Source organism: Nitrosospira briensis C-128 (genome assembly GCF_000619905.2).
Taxonomy (GTDB): Bacteria; Pseudomonadota; Gammaproteobacteria; order Burkholderiales; family Nitrosomonadaceae; genus Nitrosospira; species Nitrosospira briensis.
The window spans coordinates 1371827-1398100 of the sequence record NZ_CP012371.1 but is presented as its reverse complement, the minus strand read 5'-3'; the positions used below and the strand labels follow the sequence as shown (position 1 = coordinate 1398100).

20 protein-coding genes are annotated in these 26274 nt (G+C 53.0%); 8 read left to right on the top strand and 12 right to left on the bottom strand.

Annotation, left to right across the window (positions count from 1 at the left end; all coding sequences use genetic code 11):
- Positions 1-32 precede the first annotated feature (32 nt).
- From F822_RS06330 to def, 9 genes are all read right to left on the bottom strand, one after another.
- Entirely contained in the window at positions 33-1211 is a 1179-nt protein-coding gene (locus F822_RS06330) for a phosphoglycerate kinase (protein ID WP_025041244.1), read from the bottom strand.
- A 137-nt stretch (positions 1212-1348) separates the two neighbouring features.
- Positions 1349-2350, bottom strand: a complete 1002-nt coding sequence (gene gap, locus F822_RS06325; RefSeq protein ID WP_025041243.1) for a type I glyceraldehyde-3-phosphate dehydrogenase — start codon at positions 2348-2350, stop codon at positions 1349-1351.
- A gap of 81 nt (positions 2351-2431) precedes the next feature.
- Positions 2432-4447 carry a transketolase gene (gene tkt, locus F822_RS06320; protein WP_025041242.1) on the bottom strand — a complete coding sequence of 672 codons (2016 nt, stop codon included), beginning with the start codon at positions 4445-4447 and terminating at the stop codon, positions 2432-2434.
- 607 nt (positions 4448-5054) lie between these two features.
- Positions 5055-6305 (bottom strand): sigma-54-dependent transcriptional regulator, encoded by a 1251-nt coding sequence (locus F822_RS06315; protein WP_025041241.1) that lies wholly within the window; start codon positions 6303-6305, stop codon positions 5055-5057.
- 252 nt (positions 6306-6557) lie between these two features.
- The gene (locus tag F822_RS06310; RefSeq protein WP_025041240.1) at positions 6558-8729 is read right to left on the bottom strand and encodes a sensor histidine kinase; all 2172 of its coding nucleotides are present in this window, start codon (positions 8727-8729) and stop codon (positions 6558-6560) included.
- Positions 8726-9352, bottom strand: coding sequence for a DUF4390 domain-containing protein (locus tag F822_RS06305; RefSeq protein WP_025041239.1), 627 nt, complete (start codon positions 9350-9352; stop codon positions 8726-8728). Before F822_RS06305 ends, F822_RS06310 begins: the two co-directional genes overlap by 4 nt.
- A complete protein-coding gene (rsmB, locus tag F822_RS06300) occupies positions 9330-10613 on the bottom strand; it encodes a 16S rRNA (cytosine(967)-C(5))-methyltransferase RsmB (RefSeq protein ID WP_025041238.1) in 1284 nt (427 codons plus the stop codon). Before rsmB ends, F822_RS06305 begins: the two co-directional genes overlap by 23 nt.
- A complete protein-coding gene (gene fmt, locus F822_RS06295; RefSeq protein ID WP_025041237.1) occupies positions 10610-11545 on the bottom strand; it encodes a methionyl-tRNA formyltransferase in 936 nt (311 codons plus the stop codon). Before fmt ends, rsmB begins: the two co-directional genes overlap by 4 nt.
- A gap of 103 nt (positions 11546-11648) precedes the next feature.
- Entirely contained in the window at positions 11649-12152 is a 504-nt protein-coding gene (gene def, locus F822_RS06290; protein ID WP_025041236.1) for a peptide deformylase, read from the bottom strand.
- 516 nt (positions 12153-12668) lie between these two features.
- Between def and dprA the strand changes: the two genes are divergently transcribed.
- The gene (gene dprA / locus F822_RS06285; protein WP_025041235.1) at positions 12669-13751 is read left to right on the top strand and encodes a DNA-processing protein DprA; all 1083 of its coding nucleotides are present in this window, start codon (positions 12669-12671) and stop codon (positions 13749-13751) included.
- Between the two features lie 254 nt (positions 13752-14005).
- The gene (locus F822_RS06280; protein ID WP_025041234.1) at positions 14006-16546 is read left to right on the top strand and encodes a DNA topoisomerase III; all 2541 of its coding nucleotides are present in this window, start codon (positions 14006-14008) and stop codon (positions 16544-16546) included.
- Between the two features lie 117 nt (positions 16547-16663).
- Here the strand turns inward: F822_RS06280 and F822_RS06275 are convergent, their stop codons facing one another.
- From F822_RS06275 to F822_RS06265, 3 genes are all read right to left on the bottom strand, one after another.
- Positions 16664-16915 carry an acyl carrier protein gene (locus tag F822_RS06275; RefSeq protein WP_025041233.1) on the bottom strand — a complete coding sequence of 84 codons (252 nt, stop codon included), beginning with the start codon at positions 16913-16915 and terminating at the stop codon, positions 16664-16666.
- 17 nt (positions 16916-16932) lie between these two features.
- Entirely contained in the window at positions 16933-18150 is a 1218-nt protein-coding gene (gene fabF / locus F822_RS06270; RefSeq protein ID WP_025041232.1) for a beta-ketoacyl-ACP synthase II, read from the bottom strand.
- Positions 18151-18294: 144 nt separating this feature from the next.
- The gene (locus F822_RS06265; RefSeq protein WP_025041231.1) at positions 18295-18549 is read right to left on the bottom strand and encodes a hypothetical protein; all 255 of its coding nucleotides are present in this window, start codon (positions 18547-18549) and stop codon (positions 18295-18297) included.
- Positions 18550-19047: 498 nt separating this feature from the next.
- On the opposite strand from F822_RS06265, the gene F822_RS06260 reads away from it, so the two are divergent.
- The 6 genes from F822_RS06260 (at position 19048) to F822_RS06235 (ending at position 25944) form a co-directional block, all read left to right on the top strand.
- On the top strand, positions 19048-20199 hold the full coding sequence (locus tag F822_RS06260) for a hypothetical protein (protein ID WP_025041230.1): 1152 nt from the start codon (positions 19048-19050) through the stop codon (positions 20197-20199).
- Positions 20200-20245: 46 nt separating this feature from the next.
- A complete protein-coding gene (locus tag F822_RS06255) occupies positions 20246-21085 on the top strand; it encodes a nucleotidyltransferase family protein (protein ID WP_025041229.1) in 840 nt (279 codons plus the stop codon).
- 44 nt (positions 21086-21129) lie between these two features.
- The gene (gene lptF / locus F822_RS06250) at positions 21130-22218 is read left to right on the top strand and encodes an LPS export ABC transporter permease LptF (protein ID WP_025041228.1); all 1089 of its coding nucleotides are present in this window, start codon (positions 21130-21132) and stop codon (positions 22216-22218) included.
- On the top strand, positions 22215-23279 hold the full coding sequence (gene lptG, locus F822_RS06245) for an LPS export ABC transporter permease LptG (RefSeq protein WP_025041227.1): 1065 nt from the start codon (positions 22215-22217) through the stop codon (positions 23277-23279). Before lptF ends, lptG begins: the two co-directional genes overlap by 4 nt.
- Positions 23280-23726: 447 nt before the next feature.
- Positions 23727-24956 carry a CDP-alcohol phosphatidyltransferase family protein gene (locus tag F822_RS06240; RefSeq protein ID WP_025041226.1) on the top strand — a complete coding sequence of 410 codons (1230 nt, stop codon included), beginning with the start codon at positions 23727-23729 and terminating at the stop codon, positions 24954-24956.
- Positions 24949-25944, top strand: coding sequence for a diacylglycerol/lipid kinase family protein (locus tag F822_RS06235; protein WP_025041225.1), 996 nt, complete (start codon positions 24949-24951; stop codon positions 25942-25944). Before F822_RS06240 ends, F822_RS06235 begins: the two co-directional genes overlap by 8 nt.
- The last annotated feature ends 330 nt before the right edge of the window (positions 25945-26274 follow it).

Below are 26274 nucleotides of genomic sequence, written 5' to 3'. Positions count from 1 at the left end.
GCGTAGCGTAGTGGTACGTTAAATCGTGTGAATCACTGCGCTCGCTGTTCAAGTATTTCCACGGCAGGTAGTTTTTTACCTTCCAGAAACTCTAGAAAAGCACCGCCAGCGGTGGAAATGTAGGAAACCTTGTCATAGATGTCGTACTTCTGTATGGCGGCGATGGTATCGCCGCCGCCAGCCAGGGTGAAGGCCTTCGTATGGGCAATGGCCATGGCGATGGTCCTGGTGCCGGCGCCAAATTGATCGAATTCAAACACGCCAACTGGCCCGTTCCATACGACAGTACCGGCTTTCATGATAATGTCCGCCAATTCCTGCGCACTCTTCGGGCCAATATCGAAAATCATCTCGTCGTCGGCAACCGTATCGGCATCCTTCACCACCGCAGGCTCGCTGGCGTCGAATTTCTTTCCAACCACGACATCTACGGCAATAGGGATGGAAGCCTGGCGTTCTGCCATTTTATCCATCAGCATTCTGGCGGTAGGGACCAGGTCATCTTCACACAAGGATTTGCCGATATTTTTCCCGGCGGCTTTCAGAAAAGTATTGGCAATGCCGCCGCCAACGACCATTTGATCAACCTTCTCCGAAAGGGATTCCAGTACGGTAAGCTTTGTCGAGACCTTCGAGCCGCCAACGATCGCAACCATAGGACGTGCCGGGTTCAGGAGTGCCTTGGTAAGTGCGTCCAGCTCTTCCGTCAGCAGAATCCCGGCACACGCAACCGGAGCATATCTGGCGATACCATAAGTCGAAGCTTGAGCGCGGTGTGCCGTACCGAAAGCATCCATCACAAACACATCGCATAAACGCGCATATTTCTGGGCGGTTTCGTCCGAATTTTTCTTTTCGCCTTTATTGATGCGGCAGTTTTCCAGAACGACCAGTTCGCCTTCGGCAACCTCAAAATTCTTGTCGACCCAATCCCGGATCAAACGCACGGGTTTGCCCAGGCGTGCGGCAATATTGTCGGCGACCGGCTTGAGCGAATTCTCCTCGGACCAGACGCCTTCCTCCGGCCGGCCCAGATGGGATGTCACCATCACCTTTGCGCCCTGTTCCAGGCAATGGTTAATGGTAGCCATCGAGGCGGTTATTCGTGCATCCGATGTAACTTTGCCGTCCTTTACCGGGACATTGAGGTCGGCGCGGATGAACACGCGCTTGCCTTTGAGATCAAGGTCGGTGACTTTAATGACAGACACTGGGAACTCCAATTTGTGCGATGAAGGGATCGCTCATGAAAATCCCTCCGATGGGCAATCGAAAGGCAGAGCGGAAGGTCGGGGAAGAGTCCTAAAAATGATGCCATATCCAGGACTCTTCATTATGCTGCGACTATTTATTTGCCAGCAACGACACGAGCCATCTCCAGAATCTTGCTGGAGTATCCCCACTCGTTATCGTACCAGGAAACCACTTTAATGAAACTGCCATCCAGGGCCATGCCAGCCTCCGCATCAAAAATGGAGGTGCAACTCTCGCCGCGAAAATCGGTGGAAACGACTTTTTCGTCGGTATAGCCGAGTACACCCTTCATAGCGCCTTCCGATGCTTGCTTCATGGCCGCGCAAATCTCTTCGTAGGTCGCATCCTTATCCAGTTCAACGGTGAGATCGACCACCGAAACGTCAGAAGTCGGCACGCGGAAAGCCATGCCGGTGAGCTTCGTGTTCAGCTCGGGAATCACCTTGCCGACGGCCTTGGCTGCGCCAGTCGAGGACGGAATAATGTTTTCGAGAATGCCGCGACCGCCCCGCCAATCCTTGTTGGAAGGACCATCGACGGTCTTTTGAGTAGCAGTAGCGGCATGTACCGTGGTCATCAAACCACGCTTGATACCCCAGGTATCGTTCAATACTTTTGCGATAGGGGCAAGACAGTTCGTGGTACATGAAGCATTGGAAATGATGGATTGGCCATCATACGTCTTATCGTTCACCCCATATACAAACATGGGTGTATCGTCTTTGGAAGGAGCCGACATGATAACTTTTCCGGCGCCGGCAGCGATGTGTTTCTGGCACGTCTCCTTGGTGAGAAACAGGCCTGTGGACTCGATGACGACTTCGGCGCCGACTTCCCCCCATTTCAGCTCAGCCGGGTCCTTGATGGCCGTCAGCCGAATCCGCTTCCCGTTGACGACCAGCGTATCGCCGTCGATAGAGACGTCTCCCTTGAAGCGGCCGTGCACCGAATCATGCTGCAGCATATAGGCCAGATAGTCCGGCTCAAGCAGATCATTGATGGCGACGACTTCAATATCCGGAAAATTCTGTACTGCCGCACGGAATACCATCCGCCCAATACGGCCAAATCCATTGATACCGACCTTGATTGTCATGTTTTATATACTCCTTGGATAAAAAAAGGGGCCAGGCGAAGGAATTTTCTTCGCCTTGTTGTTCGTCACGACTGATTAGAATTAAATAACGCTGTTCACCGCTTTTACCACGTTCTCGACGGTGAAGCCGAAGTGCTTGAACAGATCGCCCGCGGGAGCGGATTCGCCAAATGTATCCATGCCGACTACTGCGCCTTCGAGTCCGACATATTTACGCCAGTAATCGGTAACGCCCGCCTCCACCGCAACGCGACCCACGCCCTTCGGCAATACGCTGCTTTTGTAGGACGGATCCTGGCGATCAAAAAGATTCGTGCATGGCATCGAGACCACGCGCACGTGGGTACCCGTTTCGGCCAACGCCTTTTGTGCCATCATCGCCAATCCCACTTCGGAGCCGGTAGCGATAATGACTGCCCGTGGCTTGCCGTCCGCAGCCTCGGACAGGATATAACCACCCTTGTCGATCAATTTGATGGTGGCGGCATCACGTTTCTGGAATGGCAGATTCTGGCGGCTGAAAATAAGTATTGATGGACCGTCCCTGCGTTCAATCGCTCGCGCCCAGGATACGGTTGATTCAACTGTATCGCATGGCCGCCATACGTCCATGTTGGGTATATAACGTAACGTCGCCGTCTGCTCTACCGGTTGGTGCGTGGGGCCATCTTCGCCTAACCCGATCGAATCGTGCGTGTATACGAACAGATTGCGAATTTTCATCAGGGCCGCCATGCGGAGTGCATTGCGAGCATATTCCGAAAACATGAGGAAAGTGGCGCCGTAAGGGATGATGCCCCCATGCAGCGACAGTCCGTTCATTATCGCGCTCATGCCGAATTCACGAACGCCGTAATAGATATAGTTGCCTCCGGCATCGCGGCCGATACCTTTCGAATTCGACCAGAGGGTAAGGTTGGATCCGGCCAGATCTGCGGAACCTCCCACCAGTTCGGGCAATTGCGGTGCCAGACCTTCAATGGCATTTTGCGAAGCCTTACGGCTGGCGATAGTTTCTTCCTTGGCATTCACGCGCGCGATCAGCGCGTCCACATGTTTACCCCAATCTTCAGGTAATTGACCCGATATCCGCCGGGTAAACTCGGCTGCCTCGGCAGGGTATTTCTCGGCATACTCGGCAAGCTTGCGATTCCACGCCTCCTCCAGCTTTGCGCCTTTCGCGCGGGCGTCCCACATTTCATAAACATCCTGGGGGATTTCGAATGGCGGATGGTTCCATCCGATATGAGGACGGGCTGCGGCTATTTCCGCGGTCCCCAGTGCGGCGCCGTGAACCTCGTGAGTATCGGCTTTATTGGGGGAACCCATGCCGATCACTGTTTTACAGCAGATCATCGAGGGCCGGTCACCCGCCTGTTTGGCGGCCTCTATGGCGGCCTCTATGGCCACCGGATCGTGACCATTGACGTTGGGAACCACGTGCCAGCCGTAAGCCTCGAACCGCTTCGGCGTGTCATCGGTGAACCAGCCTTCCACATGCCCATCTATGGAAATGCCGTTATCATCGTAAAAACAGATCAGCTTGCCCAGCCCCAGCGTACCGGCCAATGAGCAGGCTTCATGGGAAATACCTTCCATCAGGCAACCATCGCCCAGAAATACGTAGGTGTGGTGGTTGACAATGTCAAAACCGGGGCGGTTGAAATCAGCGGCAAGTATTTTTTCCGCCAGTGCCATCCCCACTGCATTGGTGAGCCCCTGTCCCAGAGGACCGGTGGTGGTTTCCACCCCCGGTGTGTACCCATATTCGGGATGCCCCGGAGTTTTGGAGTGAAGCTGGCGGAAGTGCTTGATTTCCTCCATCGACAGGTCATAGCCGGTGAGGTGCAGCAAGGCGTAAATCAACATCGAGCCGTGCCCGTTGGATAACACAAACCGGTCTCTGTCAGCCCATTTGGGATTCGCAGGATTGTGACGCAGATGATGAATCCATAATACCTCAGCTATTTCAGCCATGCCCATGGGCATGCCAGGGTGGCCCGAATTGGCTTTTTGCACAGCATCCATGGCCAATGCACGGATGGCGCTGGTCAGGTCTTTGAACACCGGCGCGTCAAAATCTCTAAATGCTCCCATGAATACGGACTCCCTCGCTCAACAGATATATGTAGGATACAAAAACACCGCTCCCCTAACCCGGGTAGCGGTGCGGGTCGGCAAAACCAATATTATCGCTTAAGATACGATGTCAGACAACATGACAAATCTCGGGCTGTCCATATCGGATGTGTTCGCGCTCCAGTAATCGGGAAATGAGGCCGGATGATCCTGGTTTTGTCGCATTATCCTAAATCCGGTAGTTGGACGGGGAGAGGTGTACGGTTTTTGGGGTGCAGGGCAAGGCGCTACGACGCGGAATGCGACCCCGAAGCGGAATGCGGGCGCCCCTTTGCGTGTGAAGCGCGATCGCGGCATCCCCTGCGCTGTCCGATCCCCGCTGCGCGGGGTCCCTCGGGCGACGCTTCGGGGCGCCGTTCCATTCCAAGGTGTTGCAACGCAGCCATGTGCCGCAAAAACTGTGCAATTCTCCCCGTAGCGGCCTCACCTGGAAGGTGAGCGTCAAATAATATGAAATATTGTTATTAATCATGACACTGATCTATCAAATGAGCGGTCAACTACCGGATTTAGGATTATCGAGTTGCTGATTACGGAAATACCGGCCCCTCATCATTTTTCGGTATCAGTTATTCCGCAGTTTTATGCCCAGCAGTTTAAGTTTGCGGTAAAGATGCGTGCGCTCCAGTCCGGCTCGCTCGGCAACCCGGGTCATATTGCCATTTTCCTGATCGATGAGTTGTTCAAAATACACTTTCTCGAACATATCGCGTGCTTCCCGTAACGGCATATTCAACGGGACACCAGCGACCGATTGTGCCGGCGATGACGATGCCAGTATTTGCTTCACATCATCCGCCGATATTTCATCGCCGGCGCTGGTCAACGCAAGGGAATGCACTGCGCCGGTCAGTTGCGCAAGATTGCCGGGCCAGTCGTGGTTCCGTAAACAATTGAGCGCAGCGGTGCTGAATTGCCGCAAGGGCACTTCGCCTGATTCAATATAGCGCGAGAGTATCTGGGCCGCGAGCTCGGGGATGTCTTCCCGATGTTCCCTCAGCGCGGGAACATTGATGCAAAGACCGCTCAATTGCTCATACAACCTCGGCTCATAGACACCTTGCGCGGCGAGCCCCGCCAATGGTGTTGTGGTAACGCATACGAGCCGGACACTGTATTTTTCGAGTTTGCCCAACAGTAGAAGCAGTCCTTTTTGCGACAACCTGTTGAGGTCTCCTATCTCCTTGAGAAACAGCAATCCGCCTTTTGCCTGTTCAAGCAAATCCAACGGAGCATTCGCCAGAGCGGAGAGCGTATCGGGCTCCACCCAGGGTGTGTTGGGACGATGCAAAAAGCGGGCGCATAGATCCACCCCAGTTCCGGGTTCACTGGTGAGCAGCAGCGGTGCGCGCAAGTTGACGACCTGTTCCAGCCGTTTTTTCAGATCTGCGATCAAGGGTCCCCTGCCTAAGCTGGCGAGGGGAAGCATTATGCTCGGTTTGACCTGGCCTCCGCGCAGCGCGCGCCCCACTGTGCTCAAAAGTTTTTGCAGCGGCACCGGTTTCTCGAGGTAGCCGGCTGCGCCCATGCGCGTGGCCTCTACCGCGGTGTCTATGGTCCCGTGCCCGGACATCATCACTACCGGCATGGTGAGAAGCCCTCCGCTGGCCCATTCTTTCAGCAGGGTGATCCCATCGGTATCCGGCATCCATATATCCAGCAGTACGAGGTCGGGCCGTGTTTGTTTGCGCCAGTTGCGCGCTTGACCCGCATTTTCCGCGAGGGCCACGCGATAACCTTCGTCCCGTAAAATTTCGGACAAGAGCTCGCGTATGCCGATTTCATCATCAACAACAAGTATGGTGTTATTGCTCATAATTCAGAAAATCAATAATACGTACGATAGTGGTGGAATTCAGAGCTGCCGATATCCAGATTACGAATTATCAATGGATGCTCGCCGGCATGTTCGGTTCCTTTATCCTGAATCTCGTAGTTGGACGGATTCACCCCGTAGCGCTTTCACCCGGAAGGTGAGCGTCAAATAATATGGAATATTGTTATTAATCATAACACTGATCTACTAAATGAGCGGTCAACTACCGGATTCAGGTTTATGGCTGGTTAATCATGTGGCTGTTCGATAAGCCCCCAAATTGTCTTTCCCCGCAATCGGCAGAATCAGTGATATGCATGCCCCATGGGGTCGAATACTTTCAATTTGAATGATGCCGCTGTGTTCCTCGACTATTTTTTTGACAATGGGCAGCCCCAGTCCTGTGCCTTTGGACTTGGTGGTAACGTATGGCTCGAACGCTCGAGCCCTGACTTGTTCGGGAAAGCCCCCGCCGTTATCGCTTACGCTAAACCGTACACCGCCGGATGCGATTTCAGTACGTACCATGATCGCAGGTTCTGCAACACCGATCAGCGTATCCAGCGCGTTCTGCAGCAGATTATGGATAACCTGGCGAAGCCGGGCGGAATCACCTCTCACCATCGGCAAGTCAGGAGCCAGGGCCAGATAAATATGTGGTTGGGGATTATCGGGTGCTGCGGCGCTTGCGGCTTCATAGAGTGCGAGCACTTCCCGTACCAGTCCGTTGAAGTCCAGCAGATGAAATTCCAGTTCGGGCGCTCTCGCATACTCACTGAATTCATTGACCATTTTTTTTAATGCTTCCACCTGGTTGACGATAGTCTCAGTGGATCGCCGCAAGATTTGTGCATCATCGTCATCCAGCTTCCGGGCGAGTTTGTGCTGCATGCGTTCGGCGGAAAGTTGTATCGGCGTCAGCGGGTTTTTGATTTCATGGGCCAGGCGCCGTGCTACTTCTCCCCAAGCGGCCGTGCGCTGGGCCTGTAATAAATTGGTTATGTCGTCAAAGACGACGACACCTCCACCGCCCGAAACAGATGGCAGGCGTGTGCCGCGTAACAGCAGAACCTGGTTGGCCCCATCCCTCGATCGTTCCAGTTGGCACTGCCACTCGCCCTTTTTACCCGAACGAAATCCTTCAAGAATCTCGTTTTTGAAAGAACTTAATTGAGGTTCACGCGTTGCGCATTCTTCAATGGTCAACCCCTCGAGACCCGATAGCGAAACATCCAGGATTTGTCCCGCGCTCAGATTTGCCGTACGCATGCGCAAGTTTTCGTCAAACACCAGAACGCCGGACGAAAGATTGGACAGTACGTTTTCCAGGTAAGCCCTGGCGCTCTCGACTTCTTGTTGATGACGATGAGCGGTCGTGCGGGCTTCTTCCAGCTGCTGAGTCATGAGATTGAACGATTCGGTCAGTACGCCCAATTCATCCCGGCTCTGTACCGGGTGGCGCCTGCTGAAGTCACCCTGGGCCACGGCGCGGGTACCTTCAGCCAGCATGCCCAATGGCGCACTCAGCCGTTCGCTGATAAGAAACGCGGCAGCCAAAGCAGAGAAAAGCGAGAGTAACAGCGCGATTGTAAGCGTTACACCGTATAGACTTTTCAATCCTTCACGAGATAGCAGCAGTTCCTGGTAATCGCGATACGCAGCCTGCACTATTTCCGCATCATCACCCAGTTGTTTCGGTACCTGCTGCAGCAGTTGCAAGATTTGGATATCTCCTTCCATGCCTGGTGCGTCAATCGATACTAGTGCCTTCAAATACAAACCTTTGCCGGAAATAGACTCAACCGTGCCGTACCATTTCTCCGCTTTCACCTGGGACATCACGGCTGCACTAGGCGTTTCGGGAACCAGCTCCGTTCCATCAGCCCGTAAAAAAGCGATCACGCTGCCGTCGTGATTAAACAGCGTCGCTTCCTGCACCTGTGATTGCTTCACGAGGTGGTCTAGCGTCGGCAATGGGGAACCGGGCTGCTCGGATAATGCAAGTGCAGCTGCGTGGGCCCTGCTGCGGAGATCCCCAAGAAGATTGTCGAGGATCGTGCGCCCCAGATTCAAGCCGCCTTCGAGCGCCCGATCCACTTTGACGTCGAACCAGGATTCGATGCTTTTCCCCAGAAATTGTACCGATATGCCATACACCAGCGCACCCGGAAGAATCGCCATCAGCGAGAAAATCAGCAACAGGCGCAGTGCTAATCTGGAGCCGAACACACCGGCGTTAAGCCGGCGCCGGAGTCTCCATAGCAGATACCCCACCACCGCCATGAGAAACAGGAGGAAACCGACATTGAGCCTGATCAGAAGCCGGTATTTGCGGTCAAAAAGCCCGGTATCGGCGCCTGCAGTCGCAAGCAGGAACAGCATGACTGCGCCTAGCGCCGCAGCGATGAAAATAACGTATTTCACGGCCTGCTGTTATCTTGAAGCTTAGGCATGGGCAGTTTCGTATTCCATCGCAGCAGGCCGGAGCTCAGATCCCACTCTCTCGACCCGAGCGTCTCTACCTGAAACGGTTTAGGCAAAGCCGATATGTCGAGCCGCATGCGCAATTCCACTGTATATTCCACATCGTGCCTTAATTCGGAACTGGCAATGATGGGTCGGTCGCGCACTCGACTCAAGGCCTGCAAGGCTTCCCTCAGCGTGCCGAAATTCTGCGATAACGTGCCGCGACTCAAACGGTATTGACGAGTGAGCGCATAATAACTCAGCCCTTCACGAACCCTGCTCTGGGCAATTCGCTCGTCCAGCCAGTACCAGCGTGAATTCACCAGGTTAAGCTCCGTTACAAAATAAAGCACGATGCCTTTCTCGAGTGCATTTTCCAGCTTATGATTGAGCGTTATCTCGAAATCGGCGTCAAACTGATAACCTTCCTCAGTGGCTTCGAGCGTTACCGACGTTATCTGTATGCCACCATCCGCATGCGCTGCAGCCGCCGGCAGCAGCGCCGCGGTCAGCAGTGCCATTGCGGTCACGCACACGCACAGCAGCCGCGCAAATAGATCAGGCTTTGTGAAGCAGGGCATAAAAAAAACCGTCGTGATGGGAATCCGGCAATAATTGCCCGTCAATTGCTTCAACCCCCGAAATAGGTACCAGGCGGGCATCTGCGTGGTGGCGCAAGAAATTTTCTACCTGCAGTTCATTTTCCTCGGTAAATACCGAACAGGTGGCGTAGAGCAATTTACCACCCCTAGCCAGAATCTGCCAAAGGGCATCCAGAATTTCCCTCTGCTTCGCAACAAATTGAAAAAGATCGCTTTCACGCCTCAGCCATTTAATGTCCGGGTGACGTCGCGTCACGCCCGAAGCAGAGCAGGGAACGTCAGCCAGAATGCGGTCGAACAGCTTTTCGTCCCACCACTCCGCCGGCTGAGATGCGTTGCCATGAATGATATGATTGGCCTTGAGATCCAGTCGTGTAAAATTTTGTGTTATGCGCGCGACGCGCACGATGTCATTGTCGACCGCGGTCAATTCTATGTCCGCCAGCTCCAGCAAATGTGCGCTTTTGCCGCCGGGCGCTGCACAGGCATCCAAAACACGCATGCGATCGTGTACATCCAGTAACCGCGCCGCCAGTTGCGCGCCCGCGTCCTGAACCGATATCAAACCCTCGGCAAATCCGGGCAATCGGTCCACCGCCACCGGTTGCCTCAGCTCGAGCGCATCATTTCCTGCCGGACATGCGTCCATGCCACTTTGGCTGAGGAGATCCTGATATTCCGCCATCATGATCCTTCGCCGATTGACTCTCAGAGTCATGGGGGGCCGTTTATTACTGTTCTCCAATACCGCCTCGTAGTTTTGAGGATATTGCGCGCGAAGTTTATCTATCCACCATTGCGGGTGGGAATACCGCCCTACCTCATTTTCAGCTACACGCTCGAGCAGAGCCGAGCGGTTACGTATGAAGTTACGCAATACGGCATTGACAAGCCCTTGTACCCCCCGAGCACCCTTGCCACTGAGGGTGCGAGAAACTGACACAGCATTATCCACAACCGCATGCGGGGCGGTCTTGCTGTATTCCAGTTGATATAATCCCACCAGTAATAAACAACGCAGATTCTGGTCCTTCAGCGGCTTTTTCAGCAATAAGCCAAGCAATACGTCGAGTTGGCCATAAAAGCGCAGTACGCCATAGCTTAAATCCTGAATTGCTCCACGCTGTTGAGCAGAGAGATCGGCATGGTTACGCCAGACACCCTGCAGCACGGCTGTCAGGCTCGAGCCTGACAGTACCTTTGCCACAATTGCGGCAGCCAAACGCTGAGTTTTGGTCATTCGCAGCTTTCAAAGCGATCGCCTGGCCGCAATGAATGACCCGAGAGAAATTCGGGGACGCTCAGCTTTTTTCCACCCGATTTCTGCACGACTTCCAGTACGAGCGAACCCTTGCCGCATCCCACCACAATGCCGTCGCGTCTTACTGCAACAATTTCACCTGGTTTGCCGGACACATCCGCGGCCACAGCGGCACGCCATATTTTCAAGGGTATTCCACACACCCGGGAATGTGCGCCAGGACGGGGATTGAATGCCCGCACTGTACGGCTGATATTTTCGGCGCTCAAGCACCAGTTAATTTCAGTTTCGTCTTTTTCCAGTTTGGGTGCGTAGGTGGCGTCAGCTTCATTCTGAGGAATGGCAAAAAGTTTTCCCTGGTCCAGACAGCCCAGCGCCTCTACGATGCAGCGTGCCCCCAGCAGGGAGAGCCTGTCGTGCAGAGTCTGGGTGGTGTCATCATGTTCGATTGCGATACCTCTCTGCAATAAAATGGCACCGGTATCCAGGCCCCGGTCCATTTGCATGATCGTGATTCCGGTTTCGCGATCGCCTGCCAATATTGCCCGCTGAATAGGCGCAGCACCTCGCCATCTCGGCAGTAACGAGGCGTGGATGTTCAGGCAGCCAAACCTTGGAATGCCCAACACAGAAAAGGGCAGGATCAGGCCATAAGCCGCAACAACCATGATATCGGCATTGATGGCTTCCAGTTGTGCCTGCAACTCGGGTTGCTTGAGCGAGTGTGGCTGCAACAAGGCAAGGTTTCGCTGCTGCGCCAGCGACTTGATTATGCCTGAAGTGGTTTTCATGCCGCGTCCCGCGGGACGATCAGGTTGGGTCAATACCAATGCAATTTCATGCCCGGCGTCTGCCAGGGCTTCAAGAGCAGGGGCGGCAAACGACGGCGTGCCGGCAAAAATGATTCTCATCGAAAATACACGAATTTACCCGGCGAAAGGCTGTTATCGCTTCGCTTCCTGATCCAGAGATTCCTTGGTTTTCCCACGTATTTGCCGATATGGAAACTCGATGTCACATCACTTTTCGACGCTGCTTCTTGAATTTGGACTGAATACGCAATTGCTTCATTCGCGACCAGTACTCGACAAATACTTTGCCTGACAAATGATCCATCTCATGCTGAATGCACACGGCCAGCAAGCCGTCTGCCTCAAGCGTAAATGGATTTCCATCTCGATTCAGCGCCTTGATGGTGACCTGCTCCGCACGTTGTACCTTTCCAAATACGCCCGGTACCGACAGGCAACCTTCTTCATAGTCAGACTCACCACTATGCGCGATGATTTCAGGATTGATCAGCACATGCAACTGATCATGTGTATCGGAAATATCGATCACGATGATACGCTGATGCACATCAACCTGGGTCGCTGCAAGGCCAATGCCGGGGGCTGCATACATGGTTTCCGCCATATCCCGCACAAAAGCACGAGTTTCCTCAGTAACTTCCGATACACGGCCGGCAACTGTATGCAATCGCTCATCCGGATACTGCAATATTTTTAGAAGTGCCATAAACGGGGCGAATCTTGAACGTTAACAGTCGAAATGCAAATTCAACCATATTGTTGCGATGTCGCATCACAACCTCTATAGGTAAGAGAAGGGTTTCCCGAATTCGATGCAGAGGTGCATTATATCCTGATTTGGGTACGAAATTCGGTTTCCAGCGCTTGACCGCTTTCCGATGGCAATATGAGGAACATCGGCGATAATCTGTCTCCCTTTCAAAAGATGATCTGACGGGAGCGCTGCCATCTCAGCTCGGAAACCATGGTTTTTCAGCATGCAGAAATACGGTCAACTCGCTAATCGCGGACGAGAAACGGTACACTGATGCGATGCGTCAAAAATGACGGGGTTGTCGCCATATCGGGTTGCTCGAGTGTATACGAATAACTATGCACGCCTCGTGCCTCGTGCTTCGCCTGACCTCAATTAGTCATTGTTAACGTTCCGCCATGGTTTATTATTTAAATCTGGTATACAACGCAACGGTATCTCTGTCTTATTACGTTCAAAAATGATGAAATGAAACCCATGCAGGAAATAGAGTCATGGCTCGCCCTTGGATTGGTTGACGGCCTCGGCGGCGAATCGATGCGGCGCTTGTTGAGAGCGTTCAGTACTCCTGCTGAAATTTTTTCCGCAAATATCACCGCGCTGGAGCGCGTGGTAAAAAGAAAGGTGGCGTATAACATTGTTCAGGGGGTAGACCAAAAAAGAATAGCTGCCACCCTCAAATGGCTGGAGGAGCCAGCGAATTCGATTATTACACTGGCAGATCGCGATTATCCGTCGCTGCTGCTGAACATACCGGATCCTCCCCCGCTTCTCTATTTCAAGGGAAGGCGTGAATTGCTGAATTCGCATACCTTGGCCGTTGTGGGCAGCCGCAATGCGACGCCTCAAGGTCTTGCCAACGCCGAGGCTTTTGCCGAAGCGGCAAGTAACGCCGGTCTTTGCATTGCAAGCGGCATGGCATCCGGAGTGGACGCTGCGGCACACCGTGGCGGGTTACGTGGTAGCGCCGCCAGCATTGCGGTAGTGGGAACCGGCCTGGATATCGTGTATCCGGCCGGTAATCGCCAACTTGCTCATGAATTGGCGGAAAAGGGCGCACTTATTTCCGAGTTTCCATTGGGCACGCCTGCCATTGGCAGCAATTTTCCGCGCCGCAATCGCATTATCAGCGGCATGAGCCGTGGTTGCCTCGTGGTGGAGGCCGCGTTGCGAAGTGGCTCGCTCATTACCGCGAGGCAGGCATTGGAGCAGGGTCGAGAGGTATTCGCCATTCCCGGTTCGATTCATTCGCCTCTATCGAAAGGTTGTCACGCACTCATCAAGGAAGGCGCGAAACTGGTCGAAAGCGCCGATGACATTTTGTGTGAGTTCGGTTATCGGCTCATGCAAAGTGCCACGCTTGATGCTGATGGACCGAAGGGCGAAGAATCGGTGCTATTGGCGCATCTCGGCCATGACATCACCAACATCGATACCTTGTGCGTTCGGAGCGGCTTGACGGTGGAAATGGTATCAGCGATGCTATTGGCGTTCGAATTGGATGGCGTTGTTGCAAGCCTGCCGGGCGGGCGCTACCAGCGGCTTCGGTAGATCGCCGCGACATGTGGCCATATAGTTATCTATAATAAAAAACAACTGAGCCGCAAACGATACATACGACGTAAATAATTTGTAGCGCCGGCAAGAATTTGCTGGTACCGGTGGCGGCAGGCGCGCTATCACGGCTCAGCTTCCTGCTATCCGGCAGGCTTTATTATCATACGTGCTGATCGCAGCAGTGACCCAGGTGGTTTATCCACCTGTTCGCACCTGCTGAATTATTCGCGAATGTTCACTGGAGTTTCATGGGTAAAACATTAATTATCGCCGAAAAGCCTTCTGTCGCTGCCGACATTGCGCGTGTCCTGGGCGGATTCAGCAAGCATACCGACTATTTCGAGGGCGATAAATACGTGTTGTCTTCAGCTGTGGGGCACCTGCTTGAGCTGGCCGTTCCGGAGCAATACGAGGTAAAACGCGGAAAGTGGAGTTTTGCCAATTTGCCTATTATCCCGCCGCATTTTGATCTCAATCCCATCGAGAAAACTGAATCGCGGCTGAAGCTCTTGACCAGGCTTATCAAGCGCAAAGATGTGGACTCCCTTATCAACGCATGCGATGCAGGGCGCGAAGGAGAGTTGATCTTCCATTACATTGCCCGTCACGCTGGAAACAAAAAACCGGTAAAGCGACTTTGGTTGCAATCGATGACGCCAGCCTCGATTCGGGAAGGGTTTACCAAATTACTCGACGATGAAGCCGTACAGCCGTTGGCGGAGGCAGCTGTAAGCCGCTCCGAAGCCGACTGGCTAGTGGGCATCAATGGTACTCGCGCGATGACCGCATTCAATTCGCAGGAAGGCGGGTTCCACAAAACCACTGTAGGCCGGGTGCAGACGCCTACATTGGCAATTATCATCGAACGGGAAGATATCATAAAGAAATTCGTATCCCGCGATTATTGGGAAGTCCATGCCACGTTTGCCGCAAGCGCGGGAGAATATAACGGGCGCTGGCTGGACGAGAAGTTTACCAAAGACAAAAAGGATAGTGAGCAAAAAGCCGAGCGGTTATGGGATCAGGAAAGTGCCGAGATTATTCGCGCCAAATGCCAGGGTAAACCCGGTGTCGTCAGCGAAGAAAGCAAGCCCACTACGGAAATCTGCCCGCTGCTGTATGATCTCACCAGCTTGCAGCGCGACGCCAACGGGCGCTTCGGTTTTTCTGCCAAAACAACACTCGGGCTGGCTCAGGCGTTATACGAAAAGCATAAAGCGCTCACCTATCCGCGTACTGACTCGCGAGCATTGCCGGAAGACTATGTCATGACCGTCAAGGATGTGCTCGGTTCGCTCGAGAAAACCCGCTATGGTATTTTTGCCAGGCAGATTCTTAAAGCGGACTGGGTGAAGCCCAACAAGCGAATATTCAACAACGGCAAGATTTCCGATCATTTCGCCATTATCCCGACTTCCCTCGAGCCCAGCGGGCTGAATGAAGCCGAAGCAAAGATTTACGACCTCGTCACCAAGCGTTTCCTCGCAATTTTTTTCCCTGCTGCCGAATTTCTCGTGACTACCCGTGTTACGCGTGTCGAGAACGAGCCGTTCAAAACAGAGGGTAAGGTAATGGTCAATCCTGGTTGGCAGGCGGTTTACGGCAAAGACGTGCAAGCTGCCGGCGCCGAGGGTGACTCGACATTGGTTAAACTGAATCTGGGTGAGGCGGTTCTTGCCGAAGAGGTTAGGGTTATTTCCAATCACACTCGGCCGCCGGCGAGATTCAATGAAGCGACGCTGCTGTCAGCCATGGAGGGTGCCGGTAAACTTGTGGAAGACGAGGAACTGCGAGAAGCCATGAGCGCAAAAGGCTTGGGTACGCCCGCAACCCGTGCATCGATCATAGAAGGTCTGGTATCGGAAAATTACATGCAGCGTGTGGGGCGGGAACTGCATCCCACGGCCAAGGCGTTTTCGTTGATCACCTTATTGCGTGGATTGAAGGTGCCGGAACTCACCTCACCGGAACTGACTGGCAATTGGGAATTCAAACTACGCCAGATCGAGCAGGGCAAACTCAAGCGTAACAATTTCATGGAAGAGATCGCCGGCATGACGAGTCATATCGTGGAACAGGCGAAGAGTCATCGCGGGGAAACCATCAGCGGCGACTTTTCCACGCTTGAATCGCCTTGTCCAAAATGCGGTGGTATCGTACAGGAAACCTACAAAAAATTTCAGTGCCGGAAATGCGATTTTGCATTATGGAAAATTCTTGCGGGGCGGCAATTTGAAACAGCTGAAATGGAACAACTGATCACTCGGCGCGAGGTGGGTCCGCTACAGGGGTTTCGAAGCAAGATGGGGCGGTTGTTCAATGCCAACGTCAAACTTACTGATGAATTTGAAATGAAATTCGACTTTGGCGAGGATACAGAAGAGGATGCGGAGGAGCTTGATTTTACCGGACAGGAACCGTTGGGAAAATGCCCCCGCTGTGGCGGCAGGGTATTCGACCACGGGATGAGTTATGCATGCGAGAAGGCTTTGGGCTCAGCGCGTACTTGCAATTTCAAGACAGGTAAAATAATCCTCACTCGCCCTATTGAACGCGAACAAGTCGTCAAGCTGTTGCACAGCGGTAAAACAGATTTGCTATCAAAGTTCATTTCAAAGAAGGGAAGACCCTTTTCGGCTTATCTGGTCATCGGTGCGGGCGGAAAAGTGGGGTTCGAGTTTGAGCCGAGAAATACAAAGCAAAAAGCCGCAACGCCCACTATGATGGAAGCAAAAATCGCAAAACCGAAAACCCGCAGCCGTTCGTCAAAAGATTCTCTCGCCGGGTAAAAATGAGTCTTGGGATGTGGATAGGGTGGATTTTGGCGCCGTCACGTACACTTATGCTTTCGCTTTTCTCATTTGTCAGAGCGATTCTCCTGGCGGTCATACCTTGGAGCGCCGCCTCTAAGGCGCCGTAGCCTGGTGTTTTTCGATATAGGAAATAATATCTCCGACACTGCTGAATCCCTTTGCTTCCTCACTGTCGAAATTGATCCCGAAAGCATCTTCAGCGTCGAACAAAAGCTGAATCGTATCCATGGAGTCAAGCCCGAGCTCTTCAAATTTTGAAGACCTGTTTATCGTGGATGCATCCAGATTCTCAGCTTTTGTAGCGATAAACTGTATGACCTTCGTTTCGATATCTGCTGTGTCCATCTAATCTCTTCCTTCGTTCACGGGTTTGTGAAAATGATACTTGCATTGTTGCCCCCAAATCCGAAAGCATTGCATAGGCCGGTACGGGGGTTTCTTTGTTGTGCGTGGTTTGGCGTGTAATCGAGATCACACTCCGGATCAGCCTCGTCAAGATTGATGGTCGGATGTATCGTGCCGGTGTGAAGCGCCATGATGGTGGCAATGCTGCCGATAGCCGCCGATGCGCCAATCGAATGTCCAACCATTGACTTGGTTGCGCTAATGGCAATATCCCCGGCCCGGTTTCCAAAAACATGTTTGATAGCCCGGGTTTCCACGATATCTCCAAGCGGGGTGGACGTCGCGTGCGCATTGATATGGTCGATGGAATCGGGCTCCAGGCCGGCGTCCTGGATAGCCGCTTGCATCGTCGATATCTGACCCTCGATGTCGGGCATTACAATATGCTTGGCGTCGCACGCTTGCCCAAAACCAGCGAGTTGCGCGTATATTTTTGCCCCCCGGCGTATGGCCTGTTCTTCCCTCTCCAGAATGAGTATCCCGGCACCCTCGGACATGACGAAACCTGCCCGGCTCCTGGCGAAAGGCCGTGATGCGCCCTCCGGGTCGTTATTGGAACTGGTAGTTAACGCATGCAATATTTCAAAGCTCGTCATGGTCAACGGCAATACGCAGGCTTCCGCACCGCCGGCAACGACGGCGTCGGCTCTCCCGGCACGCAAGAGATCGAGTGCCATGCCAATCGCATTGGCTCCGGATGAGCACGCTGTGCTGCAAGTCAGATTGACTCCTTTCAGCCCATGTTTGATTGCGACCCACGCAGCTGCGGAGTTTGCCATCGTTCGAGGTACCGTGAAAGGAGGTACCGGCTGATTCTGGAACCTGCGCGTGGCAGAAGATTCAAACGTGCCGAACCCACCCATTCCCGACCCTATGCTTACCGCCACTCGTTGTGGTGCATAGGCATCGAGTTTACCCGCATCTTCAAGAGCGAGATTGGCAGCGAGCAGTGCCAGTTGCGCAAATCTGTCCGTTTGATCTATGTATTTGGCCGAGAGAAAGGTCGCGGGATCAAAACCGGCCACTTCCCCGGCTATTTGCGAACGCTGCTTGGACGCATCGAAGGCGCTGATTCTTTTAATCCCGCTCACGCCATTGACCGCTGCCGACCAAAACTGGTCAGTGCCTGTGCCAATCGGAGAAACAATCCCCATTCCCGTAACGACTATACGCATACGTAACCAGAATGACTCATAAAGAAATTCAGGAACACCAGGCTTTTCCAAAAACCCGGGGCGGTAGGAAGACTTGCTGGGGCTGCGGTCAGCTTTTCCTGTCTGCTCGCCCCGGCATTCTTCGGTCCGAGCGTAAATCCGGTCTTACTGTGCATTAAACATCATGGGGAACAGGTATCTCAATATGCCTCCCATGATCCAGATAAGAAGTATTAAACTTGAGATTACAGCCCCTCCTTCGATAAGTGCCGAAAGGAGCGTCCCTCCCAGGCTGTCGAATTCCTGCTGCCCATCTTCATTACGCCGGCCCAGGCGGCGCTTTTTCACCCATACCTGCATTCCGATGACAACCGGAATAAGGGCGAGGGCAATTAGCAGATTATATTCAGGAGTGCCCATTAATAATTAACCTTCCATAAATTATTGCTACAGAAACCTTCAGGTGGGTAGTGTTCCTTTTCCATTCATGCATCTGCAAAAAACCGATGACGCATCAACAGCGCTTCTTTGATGCCGCTCGCCGGCTAATCAAGCTGTTGCCACAAATGATGGTAAATCCCATAATGGCAACGTTTGTTATTTATATGGCCTAACGACCCTATCCATAAACAGAGTCCATTATGTCTAATGCGTACTCCGTCACGCAGTAAATTATTGAAATCCGTGCTACGTTTCAAACCAGCAATTATAATATGATACGACATCAACGTGTCGAGTTAACGAATTTTTGCCTATCACCCAACTTTACACCACGCGCTGAGGTTCAGCGGATTTCACACAAATACGGTTACAAACGAGAAGAGATATTGCCACACTCCGTGCAGATTGAATCAAATTTGTTTTCTCTTGGGCTGGACATCATTTTAGCGAATTACTCGCATCCGTCGACGCTATCTCATGGATGATTCCTCCCAGCCAGCCCGCCAGGCGGTCACCACCCATCCGGTTACGAGTCGAAATGACATTGGCGTGTTTATTGACGTTCCTTGGCGCATTTACGCCGATGACCCCATGTGGGTGCCACCATTGCGCCTGGAGCGACGGTTTCATTTTTCAAGATTCAATCCATTCTTCAAGCATGGTGAATGGCAGGCCTGGATCGCCTACCGGAATAACCAACCCGTGGGAAGGATCAGCGCTCAAATTGATCAACTTCATCGACAGCGCTATGGCCCGGAAACGGGGCATTTCGGATTGTTCGAGTGTATAGATGATGCAGAAGTGGCCGCCGTATTGGTGCGTGCCGCTGAGGAATGGCTGGCTGCCCGGCATACCCGGCACGTAACCGGGCCGTTCAATTTATCCATTAATCAGGAATGCGGCGTCCTGGTGGATGGTTTCGATACGCCTCCAATGGTAATGATGCCGCATTCGCGCCGGTGGTATGGCCGGTTACTCGAAGAGCAGGGCTACCAGCCGGTAAAGGATATGCTCGCCTACTGGGTGGAGGTGGACTTCAAGGTGCCCCGCTTGATGAGCGCCCTGATCGCAAAATTTTCGGATCAGGTACGTCTGAGGCCGCTACGCCGCGACAGGTTTAGCGAGGAAATGGAAATACTGCGTGATATATTCAACGATGCCTGGTCGGAAAACTGGGGATTCGTTCCTTTTACCAAGGCTGAGTTTGCCGAACTCGGTACCAGTCTTCGTTTGCTCGTACCCGATGATTGCATTCAGATTGCCGAGGTGGATGGCGTTCCATCCGCATTCATGGTGGCTTTGCCGAACCTCAACGAAATTTTTGCCGAGCTTGACGGAAGCCTGTTCCCGTTTGGCTGGGTGAAGCTGAGCCGGATAAAATCCAGAGGAGCGGTACGCACGGGCCGTATACCTTTGATGGGGGTGCGCAAGCAGTTCCATAATACCCCGCTCGGCATGGCGCTGGCTTTTATGGTAATCGACGCGCCGAAGAAACTGGCGCGTGCAGTGGGCGTTGAGGCAGTGGAATTGTCATGGGTACTCGAGGATAACAAACCCATGCGCGCGGTTCTGGATAGCTTGGGCTGCCGGCAGTATAAGCGTTATCGCATCTATGGAAAAACGCTGTGATCAACGCGCACGAACACCAAATCGAACGCCAAACCAGGGATTCAAAATGAAAACGGATCAGTTTATCGCGCTGGTGCTGGCGGCGGATCGCGCTGCCAATGATCCCGTCGCGGGTAAAACCGGCGTGGCCTGCAAGGCAATCGCACCCATTTGCGGCACGCCGATGATCATCCGCGTATTGGATGCGCTGGAAGCCAGCGATATGGTGAAAACAATCGTCATACTGGGTCCGCCGGCTTCCATTCTCCCCGATTGCCCGGAGTTGGAGGAGCGCGTTAAAAGCGGGCGCGTTATCTGGCTACCGAATCTGGATTCCCCCAGTCGAAGCGCAAACAGCGGCCTCGAACAGATTGATCAGGACGCGCCTGTCTTGCTGACGACAGCGGATCACGCATTATTGACACCCTCTATCGTGCAGTATTTTTTAAGCAAATCGCTAACGGCACACAGTGATGCAACGGTAGGCGTGGTCAGGCATGAAGATGTCGCGGCCGCGTTTCCGGGCGTAAAACGAACCGTAATACGACTACAGGATGGCGGGGTCTGTGGTTGCAATCTTTATGCGTTTCTCAATCATCGGGGAAGGGGTCTGGTTTCATTCTGGCAGCGTGCGGAAGATCTGCGCAAACGCCCGTGGTTATTGATCTCCCGCACTTTTGGGTTCATGACGGTCCTTTCCTATTTGCTGGGGATATTGACAGTTGATAAGGGATTGAAAGCGGTTTTAGCCAAAACCGGCATCAGAGTGCGGCCGGTGTTTTTGCCATACCCGCAGGCTGGTGTCGATGTCGATAAGGTTGAAGATATGCTGCTTGTGGAATCCGTTCTGGCGAGAGCGGCACCGCTTGCTCAAGAGCAGGCAGATTCGCATGACCTTATCCCCTAGCCTTAAAGGCTGTCTCATTACATAGCATAGCGGCAAAGAAATCCGTGAAGATAATCGATCGATACATCACGCGGGAATTGTTGATGCCGTTTACGGTAATAGCCGTAATCCTGTCGACATTGTTCTCGAGCTTCAGCAGTGCCAATTTTCTGGCCGGGGCAATGTCGGAGTCGCTCGGCGTTGGCGCCATGCTGAAGGTGGTGCTGCTTAAGACGGTGATCGCGTTGGAAGTGTTGATGCCGATTTCCTTGTATGTCGCGGTAGTCATGGGGCTTGGGCGTTTATATAGAGATCAGGAAATCAGCGTCTTACGTTCCGCCGGTGTCAGCGAAAATCGCATAATCTTTGCTGTTCTTATCGTTGCCATTCCTGTGGGAATTGCCAGCGGGCTTCTTTCCGTATTCGTGCGTCCATGGGCATATGAAGAAAGTTACTTGATGAGCGCACAGGCAGAGGCGGAATTAAACATGGATCGATTCCAGGCTGGGCGTTTTTATGGGAGCGAGGGCAAAGGCAAGGGCAATGGCAGAGTGGTTTACATTCAAACCAAGGATGGCGCCGGTAAGCAAATGAAAGATGTATTCCACTACATGAATAAAGATGGAATCAGCGAGATCATAGTGGCCAAGGAGGCCTATCAGCAGGAGCCCATAGCGGGCCAACGGCCCCAGATACATTTGCTGGACGGTTCCATTTACCGGCTCATGCATTCAGGAACGAAGGATACTGTCGTCCACTTCGAGAAATTGGTCTATTTTACCGATAGCGGAAATATACTGAATTACAGACGAAAGGCGACGGCCACGGCCACGTTGATGAAATCCGATCAGCCGCGTGACGTTGCTGAATTCCAATGGCGGATTTCACGTCCTATTGCTACGATTCTCCTGGCCCTTATCGCCGTGCCATTCAGCCGTACTTCCCCTCGTCAGGGAAAAAGTGAAAGGTCTTTTTATGGTGCAGCCGCCGTTTTCGCGATCTACTATATCCTGAGTGGATTAGCCCAGACCTGGGTCGAGCAGGGTACTGTCAGCAGAGTACCCGGTGTCTGGTGGCTTTATATATTGATGGCCCTGTTTGCGTTCAGCCTGCTATCTACCGGGTTCCGGCAGAAGTTATTTCTGCGCAGATGACGATAATCAATCGCTATCTGGCGTTTCAGATCGTCATGGGTCTGGGAATCGCTACGGTGATACTCCTGCCGCTATTTGGTTTTCTCGACTTGCTTGATCAGCTTGGTGATGTCGGCAAGGGCACCTATCAAGTCGAGGACGCGTTCCTGAATACGGCCTTACTATTGCCGCGCAGATTTATTCAGCTTGCGCCTTTCATCGTGTTGCTGGGTAATGTTGTCGCATTGGGTCGGCTGGCGGTCGGGTCAGAGTTGACAGCATTGCGCGTGGCAGGTCTATCCCCAACCCGTATCAGCCTTCCTCCACTTGCGGTTGGGTTGGTCCTTTTATTGGTTACCATGGTACTGGATCAATTTGTCGCTCCCCAATTGCAGCAGAAGGCTATTTCTTCGCGGGCCGTTGCGCTTGAGAAGAGCGCCGCGCTTGGGAAGCAACTGGGTATCTGGACCCGGGACAAACGAAATATATTGCGTATCGGTGAGATGCTGCATGCGGGGAAAGCAGCGGATGTCGAGCTAATGCATTTTGACGACAATGGCCTTCTGCTGACCTATACCTACGCTAAGTATGCAGTTTTCATTGATGGTGATCTGTGGGAATTTAACGACGTTACCACTAAAACGTTTACCGAAAACCGGATAGAATCCGTAAGCACGAATTCGATGCAGTGGAAATCATTTCTGAATCCGGATGATATTTCGACGCTGACGAAGCCTCCGGAGAGTCTTTCGCCGATCGATCTGTTTCTGCATGTCCGTTTTTTACGCGCTACCAGTCAAGAAGCGGATGCTTATGCACTTGCCTTATGGCGGAAGGTCGGCGGCGCATTGACGACAATTGCAATGTTACTGCTTTCGATACCGTTTGTTTTCGGATCGGTACGGGCCGGTCTTGCCAACAGACTCGTCGTTGCGTCCATGCTCGGTATCAGCGTCTACCTGTTTGATCAGATTATTGCCAATGCGGGTTTGCTGCTGCACCTGAACCCGGCGCTAACCGCGCTATTGCCCGGGTTGGTGCTGATCGCTCTTGCGAGTTTCTGGTTGCGGCGAATTTTTTAGGGCTTCTTGCTTATTTTCCGTCATTAGGTTACAAGACCGCATCCATTTCTGATCATCTTCGCCGTGTTACTGATACCGCAATCTGCACAACTTCCCCAGCCAAACAAATATGAAGGAATTCTGAACAAGTCCCTCCTGGGCGCGAGGTGTAGTGGCATCGTGAGAATGTCATCTTCAGGCAAAAGACGTAAATAGTGCCAGCCTGCCTCGCCTGGAGCCTGATGAAGCAGACCGTCCCCAGCGTATCCCATTGCGCTGGTCTTCCTTCGGGTTTCGGTATCGGACGTTCATTGCGTTTCACGTCCGGGCTTTCAAGGCCGATCCGCAGCCTTCATGTTCGCTTTACGCCCTTTCCAGTCTTGGCCAGCTCGGTTGCCACCCAAGCGCTCCGTAGAGGCTGTTCAAAATTTCTAAAACCAGACCACAATCAGACAAACAACTCGAAATATGCCAAAGTCAGTTTACATCTATATCGTCGGCGATAGTGAGACGAATATCTGGGGCTTGAGCGGCCGCGAGCGCTTGCAGCGCATGTTGAAGCCCTTTTCGCAGACCCGGTTGGTCGATGATCCCGAGCAGATTCCGGTGCATGCATCGGCACTGGTGCTTCGTGCGGATCATCTATTCGATGCCAGGGTATTGGCGGCGTTGATTAACGCAAAAACAAACCTTGTGCTCTGCAGCAATCAGGGTCAACCCGCCGCGATCCGGATTATCGAGGGTGATGTGCATCATGTACTGGCGGATTTTGTGGATGGAGAAGATGGGCGAACTTTTTCCGACTTCCCGCTTTATGCGCTGAAGGACCTCGATTTATCAAGCCTCCGGCAAAATCTCAAGAAGAGAGACCCTCCGTACGTTTTCCCTATCAACAATGATAACCGGCAAACGCTCGAATCCGAACTGTTTACGCGATCTTACAAGGGTGTGACTGATCTCGTGACAAAATGGCTCTGGCCGGTTCCCGCATTCTGGACTGTACGCTTTTGCGTACGCTTCGGTATACGGCCTAATCACGTTACGCTGCTCAGTCTTGTGTTTGCCGTACTGGCAGGGGTTGCGTTCTGGCATGGCTACTATGGTTCGGGGCTGGTGATGGGGTGGCTGATGACCTTTCTGGACACCGTTGACGGAAAATTGGCGCGAGTCACTGTCACCTCAAGCCGCTTGGGGGATGTGCTCGATCATGGTCTGGATATCATTCATCCGCCGCTCTGGTATATTGCCTGGGGTGTAGGGTTGGCGGCGGCGTTAACGCAGCCATTCACCCTGACGGTATTGTTCTGGTTGATACTTATCGGCTATATTGGCGGCCGCTTGTGTGAAGGGGCGTTCCAATTCTGGGTTGGGTCATTTGATATCTTCATCTGGCGACCGCTGGATTCTTTTAGCCGGCTCATCACTGCCCGGCGTAATCCCAACCTCATCCTGCTGACGTTCGGCTGGCTCATGGACAGGCCTGACATTGGCCTCTGGTCGGTGGTCATCTGGCATCTGGTCTCAACGGCGTTTCTTGCTCTCCGATTAATGATGGGTTGGCAAGCGCGGCGGCTTCACGGTCCTTTGCGATCATGGTTTGAGGAAATTGTGCCGGGTCGGGATGATGGAAAACTTGCTGTTCGTATTTTTGTCCCTTTAACGGTTAAGGTAAATGATAGAAAAGTCACGCATGGATAGATTGAGGTCTGGAGCACCTGCGACCGGGTTGCTTTTCAATCCTCTCAGCGGACGTATTCGCAAACGTAAAGATGCGATAAGGCGAGCGCTCACGGAGATTCCGGGCGCTGTCTGCAGAGAAGTGACCAATGCACCGGAGATTAACGCATCGGTGGATGCCTTTATAGATGCCGGTATCGATTTGCTGATAATCGTTGGCGGAGACGGTACGGTACAGGGCGTGTTATGTCACTTGTTTGCCACGCAACCCCTTGCAAAATGGCCCATGTTGACGGTCGTGCCGGGGGGGACAACCAACATGACAGCTTTGGATCTGGGCATCAGCGGCAGCCCGGAGTCTATTCTTCAGCAGTTGCGGGATTATCTGCTGAAGCAGACGCCCCCCTTGCTGCTGGAGCGTCATGTGCTGTGCATCGAACAAAGCGAAGCGGCAAAGGTTTATGGGATGTTCTTCGGTGTCGGGCTTATTGCCCGGGCAGTAATATTCTCCCAGAGCAAAATAAAACAATTGGGTATCACTGGAGAAATTTATTCAGCTATCATCACCATAGGATACATTATCGGTTTGATTTTAGGGCGGCGGCACGGAGCATGGGCACCGGTTCAGTTATCAATTATCGACAAGGGTATTGAGTTGCACCGCGGCACCTTCGCGTTTCTCTTCGCAAGTACCCTCGATCGATTGCTGTTCGGCATGCGTCCCTACTGGGGACAAGAGCAGGAGCCGTTACATGTGACGTTTGTCCGTCAGCAGTCAAAGCGCCCCTTACGCTCATTGTTTCAATTACTTTCAGGTCGCGGAGATCTCCTCAAGGAAAAAAACGGCTATCACAGCTGTAATAACAGGGTGTTGGAACTGCGGATGGATGACGATTATATTGTCGATGGTGAATCCTACCGTGCGGCGAGTCAAGATGGACCGCTGCGTATTACCGCAGCGGGTCCGGTCAGCTTTTTGGTAGCGAATAGCGCAAACGCCGGTTCATGATCCTAAATCCGGTAGTTGACCGCTCATTTAATAGATCAGTGTCGTGATTAATAACAATATTTCATATTATTTGACGCTCACCTTCCGGGTGAGGTCGCTACGGGGCGAATTGCACGGTTTTTGCGACACATGGCTGCGTTGCAACTCCTTGGAATGGAGCGGCGCCCCAAAGCGTCGCCCGAGAGGCCCCGCGAAGCGGGGATCGGGCAGCGCAGGGAATACCGCGATCGCGCTCCACACGCAAGGGGACGCCCGCATCCCGCTTCGGGGTCGCACCTTCCTGCGGAAGGCACTGCTCCGCCCTGCGCGGTCGCATTCCACGTCGTTGCG

Excerpts from the sequence above, each read along its gene's own strand:
- gap (WP_025041243.1), bottom strand. The coding sequence starts at position 2,350 with ATGACAATCAAGGTCGGTATCAATGGATTTGGCCGTATTGGGCGGATG.
- tkt (WP_025041242.1), bottom strand. The coding sequence starts at position 4,447 with ATGGGAGCATTTAGAGATTTTGACGCGCCGGTGTTCAAAGACCTGACC.
- F822_RS06315 (WP_025041241.1), bottom strand. The coding sequence starts at position 6,305 with ATGAGCAATAACACCATACTTGTTGTTGATGATGAAATCGGCATACGC.
- F822_RS06305 (WP_025041239.1), bottom strand. The coding sequence starts at position 9,352 with ATGCCCTGCTTCACAAAGCCTGATCTATTTGCGCGGCTGCTGTGCGTG.
- rsmB (WP_025041238.1), bottom strand. The coding sequence starts at position 10,613 with ATGACCAAAACTCAGCGTTTGGCTGCCGCAATTGTGGCAAAGGTACTG.
- fmt (WP_025041237.1), bottom strand. The coding sequence starts at position 11,545 with ATGAGAATCATTTTTGCCGGCACGCCGTCGTTTGCCGCCCCTGCTCTT.
- def (WP_025041236.1), bottom strand. The coding sequence starts at position 12,152 with ATGGCACTTCTAAAAATATTGCAGTATCCGGATGAGCGATTGCATACA.
- dprA (WP_025041235.1), top strand. The coding sequence starts at position 12,669 with ATGAAACCCATGCAGGAAATAGAGTCATGGCTCGCCCTTGGATTGGTT.
- F822_RS06280 (WP_025041234.1), top strand. The coding sequence starts at position 14,006 with ATGGGTAAAACATTAATTATCGCCGAAAAGCCTTCTGTCGCTGCCGAC.
- F822_RS06275 (WP_025041233.1), bottom strand. The coding sequence starts at position 16,915 with ATGGACACAGCAGATATCGAAACGAAGGTCATACAGTTTATCGCTACA.
- fabF (WP_025041232.1), bottom strand. The coding sequence starts at position 18,150 with ATGCGTATAGTCGTTACGGGAATGGGGATTGTTTCTCCGATTGGCACA.
- F822_RS06265 (WP_025041231.1), bottom strand. The coding sequence starts at position 18,549 with ATGGGCACTCCTGAATATAATCTGCTAATTGCCCTCGCCCTTATTCCG.
- F822_RS06260 (WP_025041230.1), top strand. The coding sequence starts at position 19,048 with ATGGATGATTCCTCCCAGCCAGCCCGCCAGGCGGTCACCACCCATCCG.
- F822_RS06255 (WP_025041229.1), top strand. The coding sequence starts at position 20,246 with ATGAAAACGGATCAGTTTATCGCGCTGGTGCTGGCGGCGGATCGCGCT.
- lptG (WP_025041227.1), top strand. The coding sequence starts at position 22,215 with ATGACGATAATCAATCGCTATCTGGCGTTTCAGATCGTCATGGGTCTG.
- F822_RS06240 (WP_025041226.1), top strand. The coding sequence starts at position 23,727 with ATGCCAAAGTCAGTTTACATCTATATCGTCGGCGATAGTGAGACGAAT.
- F822_RS06235 (WP_025041225.1), top strand. The coding sequence starts at position 24,949 with ATGGATAGATTGAGGTCTGGAGCACCTGCGACCGGGTTGCTTTTCAAT.